The 15,062-nt window shown below is 61.6% G+C and carries 20 protein-coding genes, 2 tRNA genes and 1 pseudogene; 9 read left to right on the top strand and 14 right to left on the bottom strand.

Annotated features, from left to right (window positions below):
* The first annotated feature begins 452 nt into the window (after positions 1 to 452).
* Together QQ977_RS05360 and QQ977_RS05355 are read left to right on the top strand one after the other, a co-directional pair.
* A complete protein-coding gene (locus QQ977_RS05360) occupies positions 453 to 1,340 on the top strand; it encodes a DUF5794 domain-containing protein (protein WP_285928007.1) in 888 nt (295 codons plus the stop codon).
* A gap of 47 nt (positions 1,341 to 1,387) precedes the next feature.
* Positions 1,388 to 1,562 (top strand) — tRNA-Trp (locus tag QQ977_RS05355).
* Positions 1,563 to 1,711: 149 nt separating this feature from the next.
* On the opposite strand, the gene QQ977_RS05350 is transcribed toward QQ977_RS05355, so the two are convergent.
* The 6 genes and pseudogenes from QQ977_RS05350 to QQ977_RS05325 form a co-directional block, all read right to left on the bottom strand.
* Positions 1,712 to 1,969: a type II toxin-antitoxin system HicB family antitoxin gene (locus tag QQ977_RS05350; protein WP_285928004.1), complete on the bottom strand. Its 258-nt coding sequence runs from the start codon at positions 1,967 to 1,969 to the stop codon at positions 1,712 to 1,714.
* A 60-nt stretch (positions 1,970 to 2,029) separates the two neighbouring features.
* A pseudogene (locus tag QQ977_RS05345) lies at positions 2,030 to 2,295 on the bottom strand (transcriptional regulator).
* A 152-nt stretch (positions 2,296 to 2,447) separates the two neighbouring features.
* Complete coding sequence (locus tag QQ977_RS05340) at positions 2,448 to 3,803, bottom strand: MmgE/PrpD family protein (RefSeq protein ID WP_285928001.1); 1,356 nt, start codon at positions 3,801 to 3,803, stop codon at positions 2,448 to 2,450.
* 58 nt (positions 3,804 to 3,861) lie between these two features.
* Positions 3,862 to 4,215, bottom strand: coding sequence for a DUF7344 domain-containing protein (locus QQ977_RS05335; RefSeq protein WP_285927999.1), 354 nt, complete (start codon positions 4,213 to 4,215; stop codon positions 3,862 to 3,864).
* Between the two features lie 380 nt (positions 4,216 to 4,595).
* Positions 4,596 to 4,826, bottom strand: a complete 231-nt coding sequence (locus QQ977_RS05330; protein WP_285927998.1) for a hypothetical protein — start codon at positions 4,824 to 4,826, stop codon at positions 4,596 to 4,598.
* Between the two features lie 74 nt (positions 4,827 to 4,900).
* Positions 4,901 to 5,686, bottom strand: coding sequence for a phytanoyl-CoA dioxygenase family protein (locus QQ977_RS05325; protein WP_285927996.1), 786 nt, complete (start codon positions 5,684 to 5,686; stop codon positions 4,901 to 4,903).
* Between the two features lie 100 nt (positions 5,687 to 5,786).
* Between QQ977_RS05325 and QQ977_RS05320 the strand changes: the two genes are divergently transcribed.
* A complete protein-coding gene (locus QQ977_RS05320) occupies positions 5,787 to 7,142 on the top strand; it encodes an NRAMP family divalent metal transporter (RefSeq protein ID WP_285927994.1) in 1,356 nt (451 codons plus the stop codon).
* Between the two features lie 161 nt (positions 7,143 to 7,303).
* Here the strand turns inward: QQ977_RS05320 and QQ977_RS05315 are convergent, their stop codons facing one another.
* Positions 7,304 to 7,513: a hypothetical protein gene (locus QQ977_RS05315; protein WP_285927992.1), complete on the bottom strand. Its 210-nt coding sequence runs from the start codon at positions 7,511 to 7,513 to the stop codon at positions 7,304 to 7,306.
* A 157-nt stretch (positions 7,514 to 7,670) separates the two neighbouring features.
* On the opposite strand from QQ977_RS05315, the gene QQ977_RS05310 reads away from it, so the two are divergent.
* A tRNA-Leu gene (locus QQ977_RS05310) sits at positions 7,671 to 7,754 on the top strand.
* 30 nt (positions 7,755 to 7,784) lie between these two features.
* Here QQ977_RS05310 and QQ977_RS05305 read toward each other — a convergent pair.
* The gene (locus QQ977_RS05305) at positions 7,785 to 7,916 is read right to left on the bottom strand and encodes a hypothetical protein (protein ID WP_285927989.1); all 132 of its coding nucleotides are present in this window, start codon (positions 7,914 to 7,916) and stop codon (positions 7,785 to 7,787) included.
* A gap of 170 nt (positions 7,917 to 8,086) precedes the next feature.
* Here QQ977_RS05305 and QQ977_RS05300 point away from each other — a divergent pair, with 170 nt between their 5' ends.
* Positions 8,087 to 8,605 carry a DUF5813 family protein gene (locus QQ977_RS05300; protein WP_285927986.1) on the top strand — a complete coding sequence of 173 codons (519 nt, stop codon included), beginning with the start codon at positions 8,087 to 8,089 and terminating at the stop codon, positions 8,603 to 8,605.
* An 82-nt stretch (positions 8,606 to 8,687) separates the two neighbouring features.
* On the opposite strand, the gene QQ977_RS05295 is transcribed toward QQ977_RS05300, so the two are convergent.
* Positions 8,688 to 8,918: an Lrp/AsnC family transcriptional regulator gene (locus tag QQ977_RS05295; protein WP_285927985.1), complete on the bottom strand. Its 231-nt coding sequence runs from the start codon at positions 8,916 to 8,918 to the stop codon at positions 8,688 to 8,690.
* Positions 8,918 to 9,619, bottom strand: a complete 702-nt coding sequence (locus QQ977_RS05290) for a potassium channel family protein (protein WP_285927983.1) — start codon at positions 9,617 to 9,619, stop codon at positions 8,918 to 8,920. The genes QQ977_RS05295 and QQ977_RS05290 overlap by 1 nt, the downstream gene beginning before the upstream one ends.
* An 84-nt stretch (positions 9,620 to 9,703) precedes the next feature.
* Between QQ977_RS05290 and QQ977_RS05285 the strand changes: the two genes are divergently transcribed.
* Positions 9,704 to 9,934: an Lrp/AsnC ligand binding domain-containing protein gene (locus QQ977_RS05285; RefSeq protein ID WP_285927981.1), complete on the top strand. Its 231-nt coding sequence runs from the start codon at positions 9,704 to 9,706 to the stop codon at positions 9,932 to 9,934.
* A 14-nt stretch (positions 9,935 to 9,948) separates the two neighbouring features.
* Here the strand turns inward: QQ977_RS05285 and QQ977_RS05280 are convergent, their stop codons facing one another.
* Positions 9,949 to 10,485, bottom strand: a complete 537-nt coding sequence (locus tag QQ977_RS05280) for an HIT family protein (protein WP_285927980.1) — start codon at positions 10,483 to 10,485, stop codon at positions 9,949 to 9,951.
* Positions 10,486 to 10,803: 318 nt separating this feature from the next.
* On the opposite strand from QQ977_RS05280, the gene QQ977_RS05275 reads away from it, so the two are divergent.
* Positions 10,804 to 11,004: a hypothetical protein gene (locus QQ977_RS05275; RefSeq protein WP_285927978.1), complete on the top strand. Its 201-nt coding sequence runs from the start codon at positions 10,804 to 10,806 to the stop codon at positions 11,002 to 11,004.
* 96 nt (positions 11,005 to 11,100) lie between these two features.
* Here QQ977_RS05275 and map read toward each other — a convergent pair whose 3' ends face one another.
* The 3 genes from map to QQ977_RS05260 all read right to left on the bottom strand — a co-directional run bounded on the left by map (position 11,101) and on the right by QQ977_RS05260 (position 13,169).
* Positions 11,101 to 11,997 carry a type II methionyl aminopeptidase gene (gene map, locus QQ977_RS05270; protein ID WP_285927976.1) on the bottom strand — a complete coding sequence of 299 codons (897 nt, stop codon included), beginning with the start codon at positions 11,995 to 11,997 and terminating at the stop codon, positions 11,101 to 11,103.
* 78 nt (positions 11,998 to 12,075) lie between these two features.
* Complete coding sequence (locus tag QQ977_RS05265) at positions 12,076 to 12,198, bottom strand: hypothetical protein (protein WP_285927973.1); 123 nt, start codon at positions 12,196 to 12,198, stop codon at positions 12,076 to 12,078.
* 83 nt (positions 12,199 to 12,281) lie between these two features.
* Positions 12,282 to 13,169, bottom strand: coding sequence for an isoaspartyl peptidase/L-asparaginase (locus QQ977_RS05260; RefSeq protein WP_285927971.1), 888 nt, complete (start codon positions 13,167 to 13,169; stop codon positions 12,282 to 12,284).
* A gap of 91 nt (positions 13,170 to 13,260) precedes the next feature.
* Between QQ977_RS05260 and QQ977_RS05255 the strand changes: the two genes are divergently transcribed.
* Together QQ977_RS05255 and icd are read left to right on the top strand one after the other, a co-directional pair.
* Complete coding sequence (locus tag QQ977_RS05255) at positions 13,261 to 13,470, top strand: hypothetical protein (protein ID WP_285927970.1); 210 nt, start codon at positions 13,261 to 13,263, stop codon at positions 13,468 to 13,470.
* 185 nt (positions 13,471 to 13,655) lie between these two features.
* Positions 13,656 to 14,924: an isocitrate dehydrogenase (NADP(+)) gene (gene icd / locus QQ977_RS05250; protein ID WP_285927969.1), complete on the top strand. Its 1,269-nt coding sequence runs from the start codon at positions 13,656 to 13,658 to the stop codon at positions 14,922 to 14,924.
* The last annotated feature ends 138 nt before the right edge of the window (positions 14,925 to 15,062 follow it).

Genomic DNA, 15,062 nt, shown 5'->3' with positions numbered 1-15,062 from the left:
CGGGAAAAACGTTGCGAGACGAATGCTGTCGTATCCGCATCTGCATCGACCGGTGGGTTTCGACGAACACGAACGCTTCCGGATGCGGTCGAACTCGATACCGACTGTGCCAATACTCGAATCCGTCCACCGTCGAACACGTTCGGTGGACGATACCTGACTTTTTCCACCGGTTCGGGCCACGACCGTAGTACAGTGTTCCCGCTTGCCACACAACGTTTATTGCCAGACGCGTCGACCGAACTGGTATGCGCGCTGTGAGTTTCAGTGAGTCCCGTATCGCAGGCCGGACGAGTTTCGACTCCGACGCCGCGTTTACCTTCGGGAACACATTCGAAAAACGTAAACTCACAGTGCAGGGCAACGAGCGCTCGCTCGACCGGTCGATCGGAGTGCGACGTCGCTCGAGATATCGCCCACCGGCCGCGGGTGACGGCCATCGTCCGTAGCCGATGAGCACGTCACAGCATCCGGTCGCCCTCCGGTTCGAGCGCCTCGTCGGTGCCGACGGACGGCTGCTCGCGCTCGTGATGGGGCTACCCCTGATCGACGGGGTCTTTCCCGCACTCATCCTCGGTGGCGCGCTGGCCGATCCGCTCGGCGCGATCCAGGTCGGGTTGCTCATCTTCGGCGGGAGTGCGACCGTCGCCGTAATCCTCGCCGACATGGACGGAACGCCGCGCGAACAGGCCTGGATCGTCCTCGCCGTCGGCCTGCCACTTATCGTTCTCGCGGCCGTCCAGGCGGCACTCGCTCCGGCGATCGCGAGTGTACTCGACATCGTGATCTTCGAACGATTCGCCGCCGTCGTCATCGCTGCAATCGCCGCCCAGACCGCGAGCGCGACCGTCGGCAACTACCTGCCCAGCCCGCCCGTCATCATCGGGCTCGGGCTCCTCGCCAGTTTCGACCCCGCCGGCGCATCGCTGACGCTGCTTGCGGAGCCGACGCTCGTCGCCTACGCCACGCTGTCGGCGGTCGTCGGCGTCGGCTCCGCGCTCGCGGTCGCACTCTCCGGTCCGTACCTGCGGGAGTACCTGGATATCGACCGATTCCGCTTCGGGAGCGCCGTCGCACTGGGGCTACTCCCCCTCTCGCTTTTGGGAATGCCCTTCGGCAACGCGCCGCTTGCCGTACTCGCCATCGCCGCCGTCTTCGCGTTCGATCCCGACGTCGACGGCTCGCTGTTCGACCGCCTCATCGCCGACGGAACCTGGACGGGCGATTCGCACTCGCGTCCGGACGAGGAGGCCGAGGATCTCGAAGACGACGACGGCCTCGAGAAACCGTATCCAGGTGACGACAGCACGGACACCTCGGGGCGGTCTCCCTGGCTGTGATCGGGAACCGTAACGGCTTTAGGCGGTATCCACCAACGTGAGGTCGAGGGGTCGTGGCCAAGTCAGGCATGGCGACTGACTCCAGAGGCTACGCGCCCGGGACGAGACTCCAGACTGATATACTGATCGGACAGCTGATCACTGTCCGTGTGATGACCCTCTGGAGTTCCGAGGCGCACCGGAGATATCAGTCGATCGGGGGTTCAAATCCCTCCGACCCCATACTTTTGCGCCGAACAACATCGTGAGGCGTAAATATGGAATATCACATTGGAGGTGTCAGTTGACGCTACCAGAGGCGAACTCTAGACGAGTTTGTGACGGGACCGGACTTTTGCGATCTCCTGACCAGAAAAGGACGTCCGAACCATTCACTGCATGAACTCGGGGAGTTCCGTCTCACCCTGCGCGTCGGGGTCGAGACCCAACTCTTCGAGATCGTCGTCAGTGACGGGCTCGCCACCACCCTCGTGCAACTCGAGGGCTTCCGCGAGCATCGCGAGTGCCTCGGACTTCGTGTCACCGTACGACGCGACACCCGTCTCGAGATCGATAGCGGTGATCCTCCCGTCGTCCTCGTGGATGAATGCGACACCTTCCGATCGACCGTTTCGGGTTGCACTCGCCATCTATCCTCGAATAAGGGAAAGGCGCTGATAAACGTTCGTTCCGACTCGAGCGCGTCGGATTCACTCGCCGACGGGCTCAAGCGCGGCAGCGTCGAGATCGCCCTCGAGGTACTGTTCACCGAGGTCGGTGATCTCGTAGTAGCCACGTTCGACTCGAGAGACGAGACCGTACTCAACCAGGGTCGAGAGTCGTCTACTTACGTGAACCCGCGACTTTTCGATGTTCTTCGGGATAACTTGGGGAGGAGGAGAATCAGGCCCGTCGAGAGGATTGCAAGGATTCTCTCATCTGTCGGCAATTGTATCCACTCTCCGGGCTGTCGCATTGTTCTGCCATAACAGAACAGATTCTTACGGCTATCGGTAACTCCGAAATGTGTTTCTGGTTAGTCACTCCTGTGTTACCAAATAGTAACAAACTATATGATGCTGGCGTTATGACTGGTTTAGTTGGTTTGGTAATCAACCCCTCGCCAGCTCACGCACGCGGTGTCAAATAGCTGGTGAACGTATCGAGGTCGGTGTTTTCAAGATCCTGAATCGAATCTTCTAGTGCTTGTGCCTTTCGTTCACCGAGCCGTGATTCGGCACATTCGTAGAATTTCTGTCGAAGACGATCTTCCTCGATCGGATTATTTGGACTTCCAGGAGCATACCGAATTTCCTCACGGAGTTCGGCTCCATCAGATTTTGTAACCGTTACGACGGCACCGTATCCTGCGTAGTCGTCTCCGAATAGATCCGGTTCGAAGGCGCGGGACACCGTTTTGATCGCATTCTGAGTTTCTTCCTGCTGAACGTATTCGTCGGTGAACTCGTGGATTCCTGCTCGACCGTCGCGAAGGATCGAAGCCAAACAGAACTCGATAGAGAACTTTGCTTGTAACGCATCGTCCGGCTGCGTATGATGAAGCATTTCCGAGGCAGCGTCTTCTAGCGTGACGACGATCGATTCGACGGTTGCCGGTTCGAGATTGTGTTCCTCGGTGAGACTTTTCATCGCATCCATCGCCGCGTGAGTGATGACGCCGGACGGATACGGTTTGAACCCAATATCTAGCACGGCCCACTCCTCGTAGAGGTTCTCGGTTATTTCCTCGGGGTCGTACGCGTCGTCGACGGTCATCACGCGGTTGTAACCGATCTCGCCCTCGAAGATACTCGAGTCGGCGGTGAACCCGTCACGAGCGAGCAACGTTGCTCGTATGCCGGACTCGGCCGCATGACCAGCGTGGAGTGGCTTGGTCATCGTGCCAAAGTTTTTCTTCAGTGCCGAGGACGACGACGCAACGATTCCAAACGCGTTGGCGACCTCTTCCGAACCGAGATCGAGTATCGACGCAGCTGCGCCGACTGCGCCGAATGACCCTGCCGTGCCAGTGCTGTGCCACCCGTTCTGATAGTGTTCTGGATACGTGCTCTGGCCGACCCGGTACGCGACCTCACAGCCAACGATATATCCTGTTACGAGTTCGGTCGTCGAAGCCCCACCCTCTTCAGCAGCAGCGAGGGACGCGGCAAAGATTGGAGACGAGGGATGGATAACGATCGACTCGAACGTATCGTCGTAGTCGATCGCATGGCCGAATGCGCCGTTAGCTAACGCTGCGGCTGGTGCAGTTTTATTCCCGCGACGGAACACGGTAGCGTCACCTTCACCGTACTGGGTGTCGACGTACTCGTAAACGGCATCACCGACATCGTGGTGCGAACCGTACAGTGCCACACCGATGTAATCACGGATGGCAGTTTTTGCGTGATCAACCGCATCCGCGGGTACATCGTCGTAGGTGACTGACGCTACGTACTCGGACAGTTCCTGGGTTTCTCCCATCGGTAACGGCTCTCGATGGGGCGGACTTAGCTATTATGATGGACGAAATGGACCGATATTATCTGACGTGGCCAGCGAGTCGCAGGTACGGCACGATCACGTCCGGGGAGACCGCTAGCTCCACCAGGGTGGTCTCGTCGTCGTAGCGGACCAAACCGGCGTCACGCAGCTGTGGCAAGTGCCGGTGGTGTAAGTCGACGATAATCTGTTGATGCCGGGCGTCCGAGGAACGGTTTTCCACGAGGGCGACGTATTCGGTGAGATCGTCGAGGTGGAGTGCCGCCGGTTTCTGTGCGAGGTACGTGAGCACGTGCTGGCGTCGCTCTTCCGAGAAAGCGGCAAACAGCCTCGTGGGAGTGATTTCCGAACGCTCGCTTCCTACGTCCTGGGGGTCTCGTGCATCTGGTTTCATACTATCTCCATACGTTACCGACACGTCGGCACCGACACCGGCTCATCGAGCAACGTAACCCGTTACAGCCGATGTCGATATAGCCTTTATTGTATAGAAACATGGCTAGAAATCAGGTTGTGTTGAAGGGTTACCAGTCGTTCTCGTGGGGCATCACCCCGTTTGGAGAATCCACTGAGAGAGCGTCGGGAACTGCCACGGTGATCGGAGCCAAAGTACTCCGTCAAGCGTCGACGAGTGAGTCGGACCGGACATCCGCAGTCGGTTCGACGCACCCGTTCAGGCTTGACGAACCACTAGTGGCGTTCAAAGCCTGAACTGATGGGTGAAACCGAGTACGGTTGACCGGTTTCACTCATCAGTCGACGCTTGGAACGGTACTAGAGAATAAGAACGGCAGCGATGAGCAAGAGAGCAACCTTCACGATCGTAAGTTCCGTCCGGCGTTCTTCGGCCACGGACTGGAACGTGTCCGAGTCGTGCTCGAGCATAACGAGGATCGAGTACTGAACCAGACACGCCGCCGCCAGGAGGCTGGTCGTCGCCACCGAAAACGCAATTGCCAACACGACCGCAGCGATGAGGAGCTTGAGGGCCTGCCCGAAATCCATTGCTGGTATTCGAGAATACGGTTTAATAGATGTTGTTAGTCGCCGGCGGCGATCGCGGACGAATCGCCGGCGTCTCAGACGCAGCCGGGGAACTCCTCGCCCTGGATGTGGACGGAGTCGACCCACGGCGGGAGTTCCTCGTCGGGTTTGCTAAATCGCGACCGCGAGCGCATGTACGCCATGATCAACGCACGACGCCACTGGTCGGTCGTGTTCGGTGCCGTGTAGTGGGGGACCAGACAGTGCGTAAAGAGTGCGCTCCCGGACTCCATCGGAATCGGGATGGCGTCGTCCTCGTCGTAGTCCTTCTCGGCGATGACGATGTCGGTGTCGTACTCGACGGCCTCGTGGCCGAGGATGCCGTCTTTGTGCCCACCGGGGACGACGTTCATACAACCGTTTTCCGTCGTTGCCTCGTCGAGAGCGACCCAGACGGTGACGTGGTCCATCGGGTGGATCGGGTAGTACGCGGCGTCCTGGTGATACCCCTTCTCGCTGCCGATCTCCGGCGGTTTGAACATCGCTGCACTCCGCAGGAGCTTGAGGTTCGGACCGAGCAACTGACTCGCGACCGAGACGATCGTCTCGTTGTTCGCGACCTCGGCGAAAACGTCGTCCGCTTCGACCATCCCGAGCCCTTCGAACTTCCGAACGGCGTCGCCTTCCTCCTCGACTTCGAGTTCGCCCCGTTCGACGCGGGGCTCGAGTTGGCTTTCGAACGTTTCGTGCTCGCGATCACCGTGTGTGTACTCACGGAGACGAGTTTTCACGCGGTCGACGGCCGCCGGCGAAAGCGCATCCTCGACGACGAGATACCCGTCCGTCTGATACTGCTCGAACTCCGTGTCGGTCAGTTCCATGCGATTTCACGGGGGTAGCACACAGTAATAGTTTCCGTTTACCGGTCAGTAGTACAACCGAAGAAAGGATTTTTAACCGTGTACTTAATTTGGTCAGCAAATGACTGACGTTTCAGTAGAAACCCCAACACGAAGTCCGACCGACGTTCGGTCCTATCTCTCGGAGTTAGGACCCGCCTGGCTCGCCGGTGCGATCGCCGCCGGGCCGGCGACGATGGCCGCCGTACTCACTGCCGGTGCCTCGTTCGGCTACGCGCTGTTGTGGGTGGTCGTTCTCTCTGCGGTCCTCGGGGCGACGGCACAGTACCTCTCGATGCGACTCGGACTACTCACCGAGCAGGGAATCGTCGCGACCGTCGAGGAGAACCTCGGCGAGTTCTGGGCGTGGGTGCTGGTTATCGATACGGTACTCGCCTCCGGTCTCGCACAACTCGTGATCATGAAGACCGTCGCCGACGTGAGCGCGATGATCACCGGGATCGATCCCTGGATCTGGGGCATCGTGTGGGCGCTCGTTCTCGCACTCGGGCTTGCCGGCGGTGGATATTACATCGCCGAGATCGGCGCAAAAGTGATCGTCTCCGCGGTCGTGGTCGCGTTCATCGTCTCTGTCTTCGTCGTTCCCATCGACGGAACGGCGGCAGCGTCCGGACTCGTCCCGACGATTCCCGAGGGTCTCGGCGGCGCGTTGGTCGCGGCTGGCGTCCTCGGCGGTGCCGTACACATCACGCTCATAACGATGCAGACGTACACGATGCGGGCGCGTGGCTGGACCCGCGACGAGTACGATCTCGGGCTGTTCGACATCGGCACGTCGATGCTGATCGCGTTCGGGCTGTTCAGCCTCGCGACCTTCCTCGTCGCCGCGAGCGTGTTGCACACCCCCGAACTCGCCGCGGATCTCGATGCCATCGCCGCTGCCGAAGCGCTCGGTCCGCTTGCCGGGGACTGGGCTGCCGGGTTCTTCCTCCTCGGTCTGTGGGGTGCGGCTATCTCGACGCTCGGTGCCAACGCCGTCGTTCCGCCGTATCTCATCGCCGACAAACTCGACTGGGGACGTGACGTCTCCGACACCCGGTTCCGTGCTGCGCTCATCGTCGTCGTGTTTGCCGGCGGCCTCGGTGCGTTCCTCGAGGGTGCGTTCTTCCCGCTGCTCGTGCTCGTGCTCGCGTTCGGGCTGGTCGGAACGCCGTTCGCGCTCGTCGTCGTGCTGTACCTGCTCAACGATCCGGAAACGGTGCCGGAAACGAACCCAACGATTGCGAACATCGGCGCACTGGTGTTGATCGCGATCACAACGGTGCTCGCCGTCGGGTTCGTCACAGAAGAGATTCCGACTGCCACGAGCGATCCGGTCTCGGCGATCGTCGTCGGCTTCGCTGGCGCCATCGGCCTCGCGACCGTGGGGCTTGTCGTCAAGTACATCCGCGAGGCGAGCCGGCTGGCGTCGAACTGACGACGGGATCCTCGTCGTTCGCACAGATAGACTCTCGGTCATAATTCAGTTGCCACTCGATAACCAGATTCAACGCTGATAGGCTCTCAGATGCTATGCTGGCAGTGACTCCGTAAACAGGACCAGGGCCGGAAGTATAGTGACCGGCGGTCACGGTCGAGTCAACTCGCCTCCTCGTCGATGTTCTTGAAGACGTGCCAGACGCCGAGCAGGACGACGAAAAACACTGCACCGATTCCGACCCGTAACGCGAGTTCCTCGCTACCGGTGGCCTCCGCGCGGACGAGTCCGCCTGCCCAGCCGCCGACGAGGACCGCCAGACCGGTCGCGACCACGAGCATGATCAGGAGGCGGTCAGTGGGAACGTTCATCGACGGATCTCGGGGTTCGACTCGCGTAAGCTGAGTGCCTGAATATACGGACTCGAGCTGTTGCGACAGCGTCGAGCCGCCAGCGACTCGAGATCGAAAGCGACCGAACACCGAAACGCACATCCCCCTTACCCGACAACGGATGACTGCGTTCCGCGCGAGGGTAGCCAAGCAGGCCAACGGCGGTGGGCTTAAGACCCGCTCCCGTAGGGGTCCCTGGGTTCGAATCCCAGCCCTCGCATACTGCGACGATCGATCAGTAAGAGCGTCCCTACCGTCTGCGTTCGCGTCGCGATCCGTCGCCGTCGTCGCTCGAGCCCACCGGAAGTCCAACCGCATCGTCGACAGTCCCGAGCAGGCGTGCGAATCGTCGTCGTTCGGCGAGCCGTTTATCCGGTGTCATGCCATCGACAGACGGCATATTCTGTCGTAGTTATGCGGCTCGTTCGTCGCATCAACGGCGGGTTGGAACGCGAAACGGTCGGTCGGGTGATGTGAAACGATCGGAACGGTCACCTCCCCATCCCACCGCGAACGTAACGCCCTTGCTCGACAATCGCCTCGCTGGAGGTGATGACTCCACCGGAGATCGAGCGTGCATTCGAATCTCACGAGGCGTTCGACGTCGCCGACGACGGCTACGACCTGACGACGACCGTCTTCGAGACGACGATCACCGCCGAACAGCCACTGGATCAGGACCGCCACGATGGTCGCATCGCTATCACGGTTTTCCTTCCGACGCTATCAGCTGCGACGGTAGACGACGTCGCCGACGTCGTCGAAGACGGCTGGGTCGAGACGCTCGAGCGTCGCCTCGAGGACGTCTTTACCGTCGCCGGAACGGACACCCACGAAGAGCCACGCGTCGAACGCGACGAGGACGTCGTCCGGGTCCATCTCGAGTACGTCGCCTGGGACGCAGACGACGGCGTCACGGACGCGAAGGCGCTCGTCGAGTTCGTCGAGGGAACCTACGCCCAGGGGATCATCCCTGGCTACGAGTATCGCGGGGAGGCGGCGGCGCTGCTCGAGAGCGCACGAGAACGCGGCCAGGGAGCCGGAAACGAGGAGTCGGGAACGCCGCTTTGAGTCATACGGACCGCTGGACGTCAGTGCCAGCGAGCCCACGGCTCGTCTGTGGTTCGCCGGTCCATCGGTACAGCCGACCGTATCACCCCATCGCGATGTACGTTTGCGTGTCTTCGACCCCGGCTACGCCCTGAATCTTCGTCGCGGCGACGTCTTTGACCGCCGCCGGAGTCTCGACGCGTGCTTTCGCGATGATGTCGACATCGCCGGCGACGATGTGTGCCGATTCGACGCCTTCGATCGCCTCGATCTCGTCTCTGAGCCGATCCGCCTCGCCCGTGTTCGCTTTCACCATGACGAATGCCGTAACCATCAGTTGACACCTCCTGTCTCCGTGCTCGCGGTCGCGTCGTGTCTCGTCTCGCCGACGAGAAGCTGGCGGACGGCGTCTAAGACCTCGAAGTCTGCGAGTACCACGAGTCGGTCGCCCGCCGCGAACGACTCGTCGGGAGCCGGAACCGCGAGTTCGCCGTTTCCTTTCCCGTACGCGAGGACGGTCGCGTCAGCGGGTAACTCCAGTTCTTCCGTCGTGTACCCCGTGATAGGGGCGTCCTCGGTGATCGTTATCTCGAGGATCTGTAAGTGCTGGGCAACGTCGGCGATCGCGCGGATCGTTCCGCCCAGTAAGGCGTTTTTGGCACCGATCGCGCCGAGACGTTCCGGGTAGACCACTTCGTCGACCTCGGTGGCGTACTTTCGATAGATCGTCTCACGGTAGTCCTGGTCGATCCGCATCACGGTTCGACAGTCGTAGTAGTTCCCGATCAGACACGCCGTGAAGTTGGCGTTCAGATCGCCGGTCAACGCACCGACGGCGTCGGCGTCGTCGATCCCGGCCTCCTCGAGGACGTCCTCCTGGGAGCCGTCGCCGGCGACGGTCTCGATCCCCTCTTTGCGCGCGCGACGGACCTTCGCCTCGTCTCGCTCGATCGACGTCACCTCGTGGCCCTCCTCACGAAGCACGCGCGCGGTCCGCAGGCCGACCGCTCCTGCACCAATGATCACAAACCGCATGGTCGAGCTACGCTCGCCCCGGTGAATAAGTTTGCCCCGAACGCCGGGCAAAGCTTTAGTCGTGTGAGAGAGTACCACAGAGAAATGGTTCACGCGTTCATCATGGTGAAGACGGCCGCCGGAAAGTCCGAGGGGCTTCTCGCCGACGTACGCGGGCTCGAGCCCGTCGTGGACGCTCACATCGTCGCGGGTACCTACGACATCATCGCCGAGGTCGACGCCGAGGAGGTGTACGACATTCTCGAGGCCGTCTCCTCGGGAATCCAGGGGTTCGACGGCGTCATGGACACGAAGACATACATCGCGATGGACTGACCGGCTCGCAGGTGCTACTCGACGACGACGGCGCGGTCCGTTCCGGGAACGGTCGTCCCCGACTGGGCTGCAAACGCCTCGTGGAGGTGATCGTACGTATCCTCGAGTGCCTCGACGATCACTTTCGTGTCGCCGATGACTGGCATGAAGTTGGTGTCGCCCTCCCAGCGAGGGACGACGTGAGTGTGTAAGTGCTCGGAGATCGAGCCGCCGGCCGACTGTCCCAGATTCAACCCCGCGTTGAACCCGTCCGGATCGAGTGCGGTCTCGAGTGCCTCGAACGTCCGCGACTTCAGGCGAGCGTGGTCGAGCAGTTGGTCGTCGGTCAGATCGCCGTACTCGCCGGTGTGCTCGCGCGGAATCACCATAACGTGGCCCGGATTGTACGGGTAGTTGTTCAACAACACGAACGCGTGGTCGCTTCGAGCGACGATCAGGTTCTCACGATCGTTCGTCCGCTCGGGCAGATTACAGAAGACACAACCCTCGACGTCAGCGTCGTCCTCGCGTCGAACCCACTCGATGCGCCACGGTGCAAACACCTGCTCCATATCCGGTGGGATTCGGTCCGATCCTATAGTATTTGATTCTACGGCCGATTGTATTCCGGCTCGATCGCTACTACGGCTGCCAGAACGTCCTCAGGACAGGGTTGAACGGCGATATTTGCGTAATTTTCATTGAAAATTCACAGTATAGTACTATAGGTCCATCACATTTTACCGTCGTAAGAACGTCGCAGCTGCACTCGTGAAAAGTATGCGTCTGTCTCGTCCGATATTTCAGCACGGGCTCGACAGCTAGTCGATCGTGATCACTGCACGAAATGAAGTGGGGTTTTATATCACACCTAGAAAATTGACCAGTCAATGGCAACGACAGACAACTCGGTCAACGGGATGACCGAACACTGCGAGGAGTGTGGACTCGAGACGATACACGAGGTCTCGGTTCAGATTCGTACCGAGAGTCTGAAAGAAGAGAACGCCCAGTTCTCGCGTGAACCGTACCGGGTGACGGAGTGTCAACGGTGTGGCCACCGGAAGAGCCAGCGGATGAACAACGCTTGAGTTTCGATCGCCACCCGCTTTCTCTCTCACTGTCGGTCGGCCCGTCTCGAGCACGAGGCCGTTCGGTGGACCGGTGGATGCCTATCGCATGATAGGTTATCGTGTCGTCACTTCACAGCCGTCGTCGGTTACGATGACCGTGTGTTCTTTCTGGCTGACGAGGCAGCCGTCGTCTTCTTTGAGCACCGGATAGCCGTGAATCACGTCCCGGGACTTCAGCCGCCGAAGTGCCATCTCCGCTCGATCGACCTCGAGCCACCGGGTCGCAAACGGCAGTGTCCGAAACTCCTCGGTGATCTGTGCGAGGGCCTCGCGGGCCTGGCGGTTGCGGACCGAACGTTCGTTCTGCAGCGAGAAGATCTCCTCTTTCGACCCCTCGGTCACTTTCCCACCGCCGTCGGTCGCGAACGGCTCGATCGCGACGACATCGCCGACCGAAAGCGTCGTCCCCTGCGAGACGGCGCGGTTCGGGATGTTCGGGCTGGTGTGTTGTTCCCAGTGGCCGAGTCCGTGGCCGGTGAGATTGACGACGGGGTTGTAGCCGTAGCCGTCGATGACGTCCTCGATCTCGGCTCCGATCTCACCGGTCTCGACGCCCGGTTCGACGACGTCGATCGCCGCCTCGAGCGCCTGTTCGGAGGCTTCAGCGAGTTCGGGATTGCCGGAGAGGTCGACCGTGATCGCGGTGTCGGCCAGCCAGCCGTCGACGTGAACCCCGATATCGAGGTTGATCATCTCCTCGCCGAAGGTCGTCTCGTCGTCGATCGCTGGCGTCGCGTGGGCGGCTTCCTCGTCGATCGAGATGTTGACCGGAAACGCCGGCTCGCCGCCGAGTTCGCGGATTCGGTTCTCGGCGAACTCGGCGACCTCGAGGTGGGTTGTGCCGACCTCGACGCGGTCTGCGGCCTCCTCGCGAACCTGTGCGAGGATCTCACCCGCCTCGCGATGTTTCTCGTACTGTTCGGATTCGAGGTCGACCTCGGTTTCGGCCATGTAACGGGGTTGACCGGGTCGACAAAAAGAGGTTGCGTCTCTCGGAGCACTTCGGCGAGTCGAGGAGGCGCGGGGCGTTTACGGCACACCGTCGACGTCCAGCCAGTCGCAGTCGGGACAGGCGTCGATGCCCTGAACGATCGTCCGCGTCGCGTCACATCGTGGACACCGTCGCGTCGTGTGCTGTGGTGCTCGAAGCATCAGTATCGACGATGCTTTCGACGATAATAAACTTCATCTACGACGATCGTCGTATCACAACCATCGTTATTCGCGAGTCCGGCTCAGCGTCGAACGCTCGCAGTCGCCATCGAATCGCTGTTGTACGCCGATCCGATGGTTCCACGGTCATCGATCGCGATGACGCCGGCAGCCGAGCCGGTGAGCTCTTCGAACTCCTCGATCGCGCGGTCGGTCGCCGACTGGGCGTCGCGGCCGTCCTCGAGGTGACGGACGACCCGCCTCGAGAGCATCGTCCGGGCGATGTCCTCGCCCGCGCCCGTCGCGCCCGCCGCGCCGGCGGACGAACAGTAGTAGCCCGACCCGACCTGCGGGACGTCGCCGACGCGGCCGGCAAGCGCACCGAGGCGGCCGCCGGTCGACGTCGCGGCGGCGAAGGCGTCGCCGTCGAACGCGACCGCACCGACCGTGTCGTGGTCGGCCGGATCAGACGTCGAGCCGTCCGAATCAGTCTCGTCGAACGTCCCGCGTACCCACTCGAGTTGGCGTGTCGGACCAGCGGCTGGCGCGTCGAGGTCGTCCCACAGTTCGCGCGTTCGGTCAGTCCAGAGGTCGACACCGGTGTCGATTCCACAGGCGTCGGCCAGCGAGACGGCATGCTCGCCCGAGAGAAGGATGTGAGGCGTCTCCGCTAAGACGACGCGGGCGACGCTGACGGCGCGTTCGACGCCCGGCATCGAACACACCGCACCGACGGATCGATCGTCGGTCATGATCCCCGCGTCGGTTCTGATCTCGCCGTCGCTCTGGGGGACGCTTCCGACCCCGGCGTTGAAAAGTGGTGCAGCTTCGAGGACGTTCACGGCTGCTTCGACGGCGTCGAGCGGCGTCGCCGCGTCGGCACCGGTTTCGGCCGCCTCCTCGAGCGTCCGCTGGCGGGCAGCGGGTTCGTCGGTGTCGCTACAGGCGCCTCCGTGGACGATGACGTGCATACGAGCATCCATCGACTGCATCGGCAAAACCGTGCCGACCTCTCCTCGACAGTCGAATCGTGTATACGGGACGTACCCGTACGTATCGACGATGACGCCGGTGGTCCTGCTTGCCGTCTTCTGTGCGTGCATGACGGTCCTCGCTGCGGTTCGACTCGCGATCGTGGATCGACGGGAACCGACCGACGTCGGGTCGACGGCGGTGGCCGCCGGGGTCACGCTGTTCGTACTGGCGTGGCTCGGCTTCCAGCAGCGATCGGGATCGGTGTCGTCGGACCGTCGTTTGCCGCCGCTGGAATAGTCACCTCGTGTATCGGCATCGCGGTGATCGTCCGTCACCGGTGACCGCTTCCGATAGCGAAGCCCATACGTGAAAACGCCGTTTCGACAGCCTGGGACGTCGGTTTCGAGAGTTGGCGGCGAACGGTGGGTCACGAACGCAAATGGCAGCCCTTTTAGCAGTCGTGTGAGAATCCTAGAGACGAGATGAGTTCCGACTACGACAAGATCGAGGTCCCCGAAGACGGGACGAAGATCACGCTCACGGAGGGTACCGACGACGAACTCGAGGTTCCCGACGACCCGATTATCCCGATCATCTACGGTGACGGCGTCGGCAAGGACGTCGGTCCCGCCGCCCAGCAGGTGCTCGAAGCTGCCGCGGAGGCAACTGGCCGCGAGATCAACTGGATGCGCGTCTACGCTGGCGAGTCCGCCCGCGAGAAATACGACGAGAACCTGCCCGACGAGACCGTCGAGGCGATCAAGGAACACCGCGTCGCGATCAAGGGGCCGCTGACGACGCCCGTCGGCGCCGGTTTCCGCTCGCTGAACGTCGGCCTGCGAAAGCTGCTCGACCTCTACGCGAACGTCCGACCCACCTACCACTTAGACGGCGTCCCGTCGCCCGTCTCCGAACCCGGCCAGATGGACATGGTCACCTTCCGTGAGAATACGGAGGACGTCTACGCCGGTATCGAGTGGGAAGAGGGCACCGACGAAGTCGAGGAGGTCAAGGAGTTCGTCGAGGAGGACATGGGCTTCGACGACGTCATCCACGACGGCCCCGTCGGCATCGGCGTCAAGCCGATCACGGAGTTCGGCACCAAGCGCCTCGTCCGCCGCGCCATCGACTACGCCTTAGAGCACGACCGCGACTCGGTCACCCTGGTCCACAAGGGTAACATCATGAAGTTCACCGAGGGCCAGTTCCGCGACTGGGGCTACGAGGTCGCCGAAGAGGAGTACGGCGACGAGGTCATTACCGAGGATACCCTCTGGGAAGAGCGTGACGGTGAGGCCCCCGAGGACGCCGTCGTCGTCAACGACCGCATCGCGGACAACATGCTCCAGCAGGTCCTCACCCGGACCGACGAGTACGACGTCCTCGCGACGATGAACCTAAACGGGGACTACATCTCCGACGCCTGTGGCGCCCAGATCGGCGGTCTCGGCATCGCACCCGGCGCGAACTTCGGCGACGGCCGCCTGCTCGCCGAGCCCGTCCACGGTTCGGCTCCCAAGTACGAGGGCCAGGACAAGGTCAACCCCACCGCCATCATCCTCTCGGGCCGCATGATGCTCGAGTACATGGGCTGGTCCGACGCCGCCGACCTCGTGCGTGACGCCGTCGAGGAGACGATTTCGTCGGGCAAGGTCACCTACGACCTCGAACGCCAGCTCGAGGACGCCGAGAAGCTCGCCACGAGCGAGTTCGCAGAAGAAGTCGTTCAGAATATCGAGAAGCTCGCGTAGAGGGGTTTCTCGTCCTCGCGTCCGCTGCGAGAACATCGAGACGCTTTCGTACGCCGGCTTCTGGGGAACGTTCCCCTTTCGGCACTGATTTCGTTTTCTCTCGTGTCGTAACGTACTCCTCACCGGACCGGAGTTCGT

The organism is Natrialbaceae archaeon AArc-T1-2, from assembly GCF_030273315.1.
Classification (GTDB): Archaea; Halobacteriota; Halobacteria; order Halobacteriales; family Natrialbaceae; genus Tc-Br11-E2g1.
Note: the sequence above shows the minus strand (reverse complement) of the source record. Positions and strands in the feature narration are given on the sequence as shown.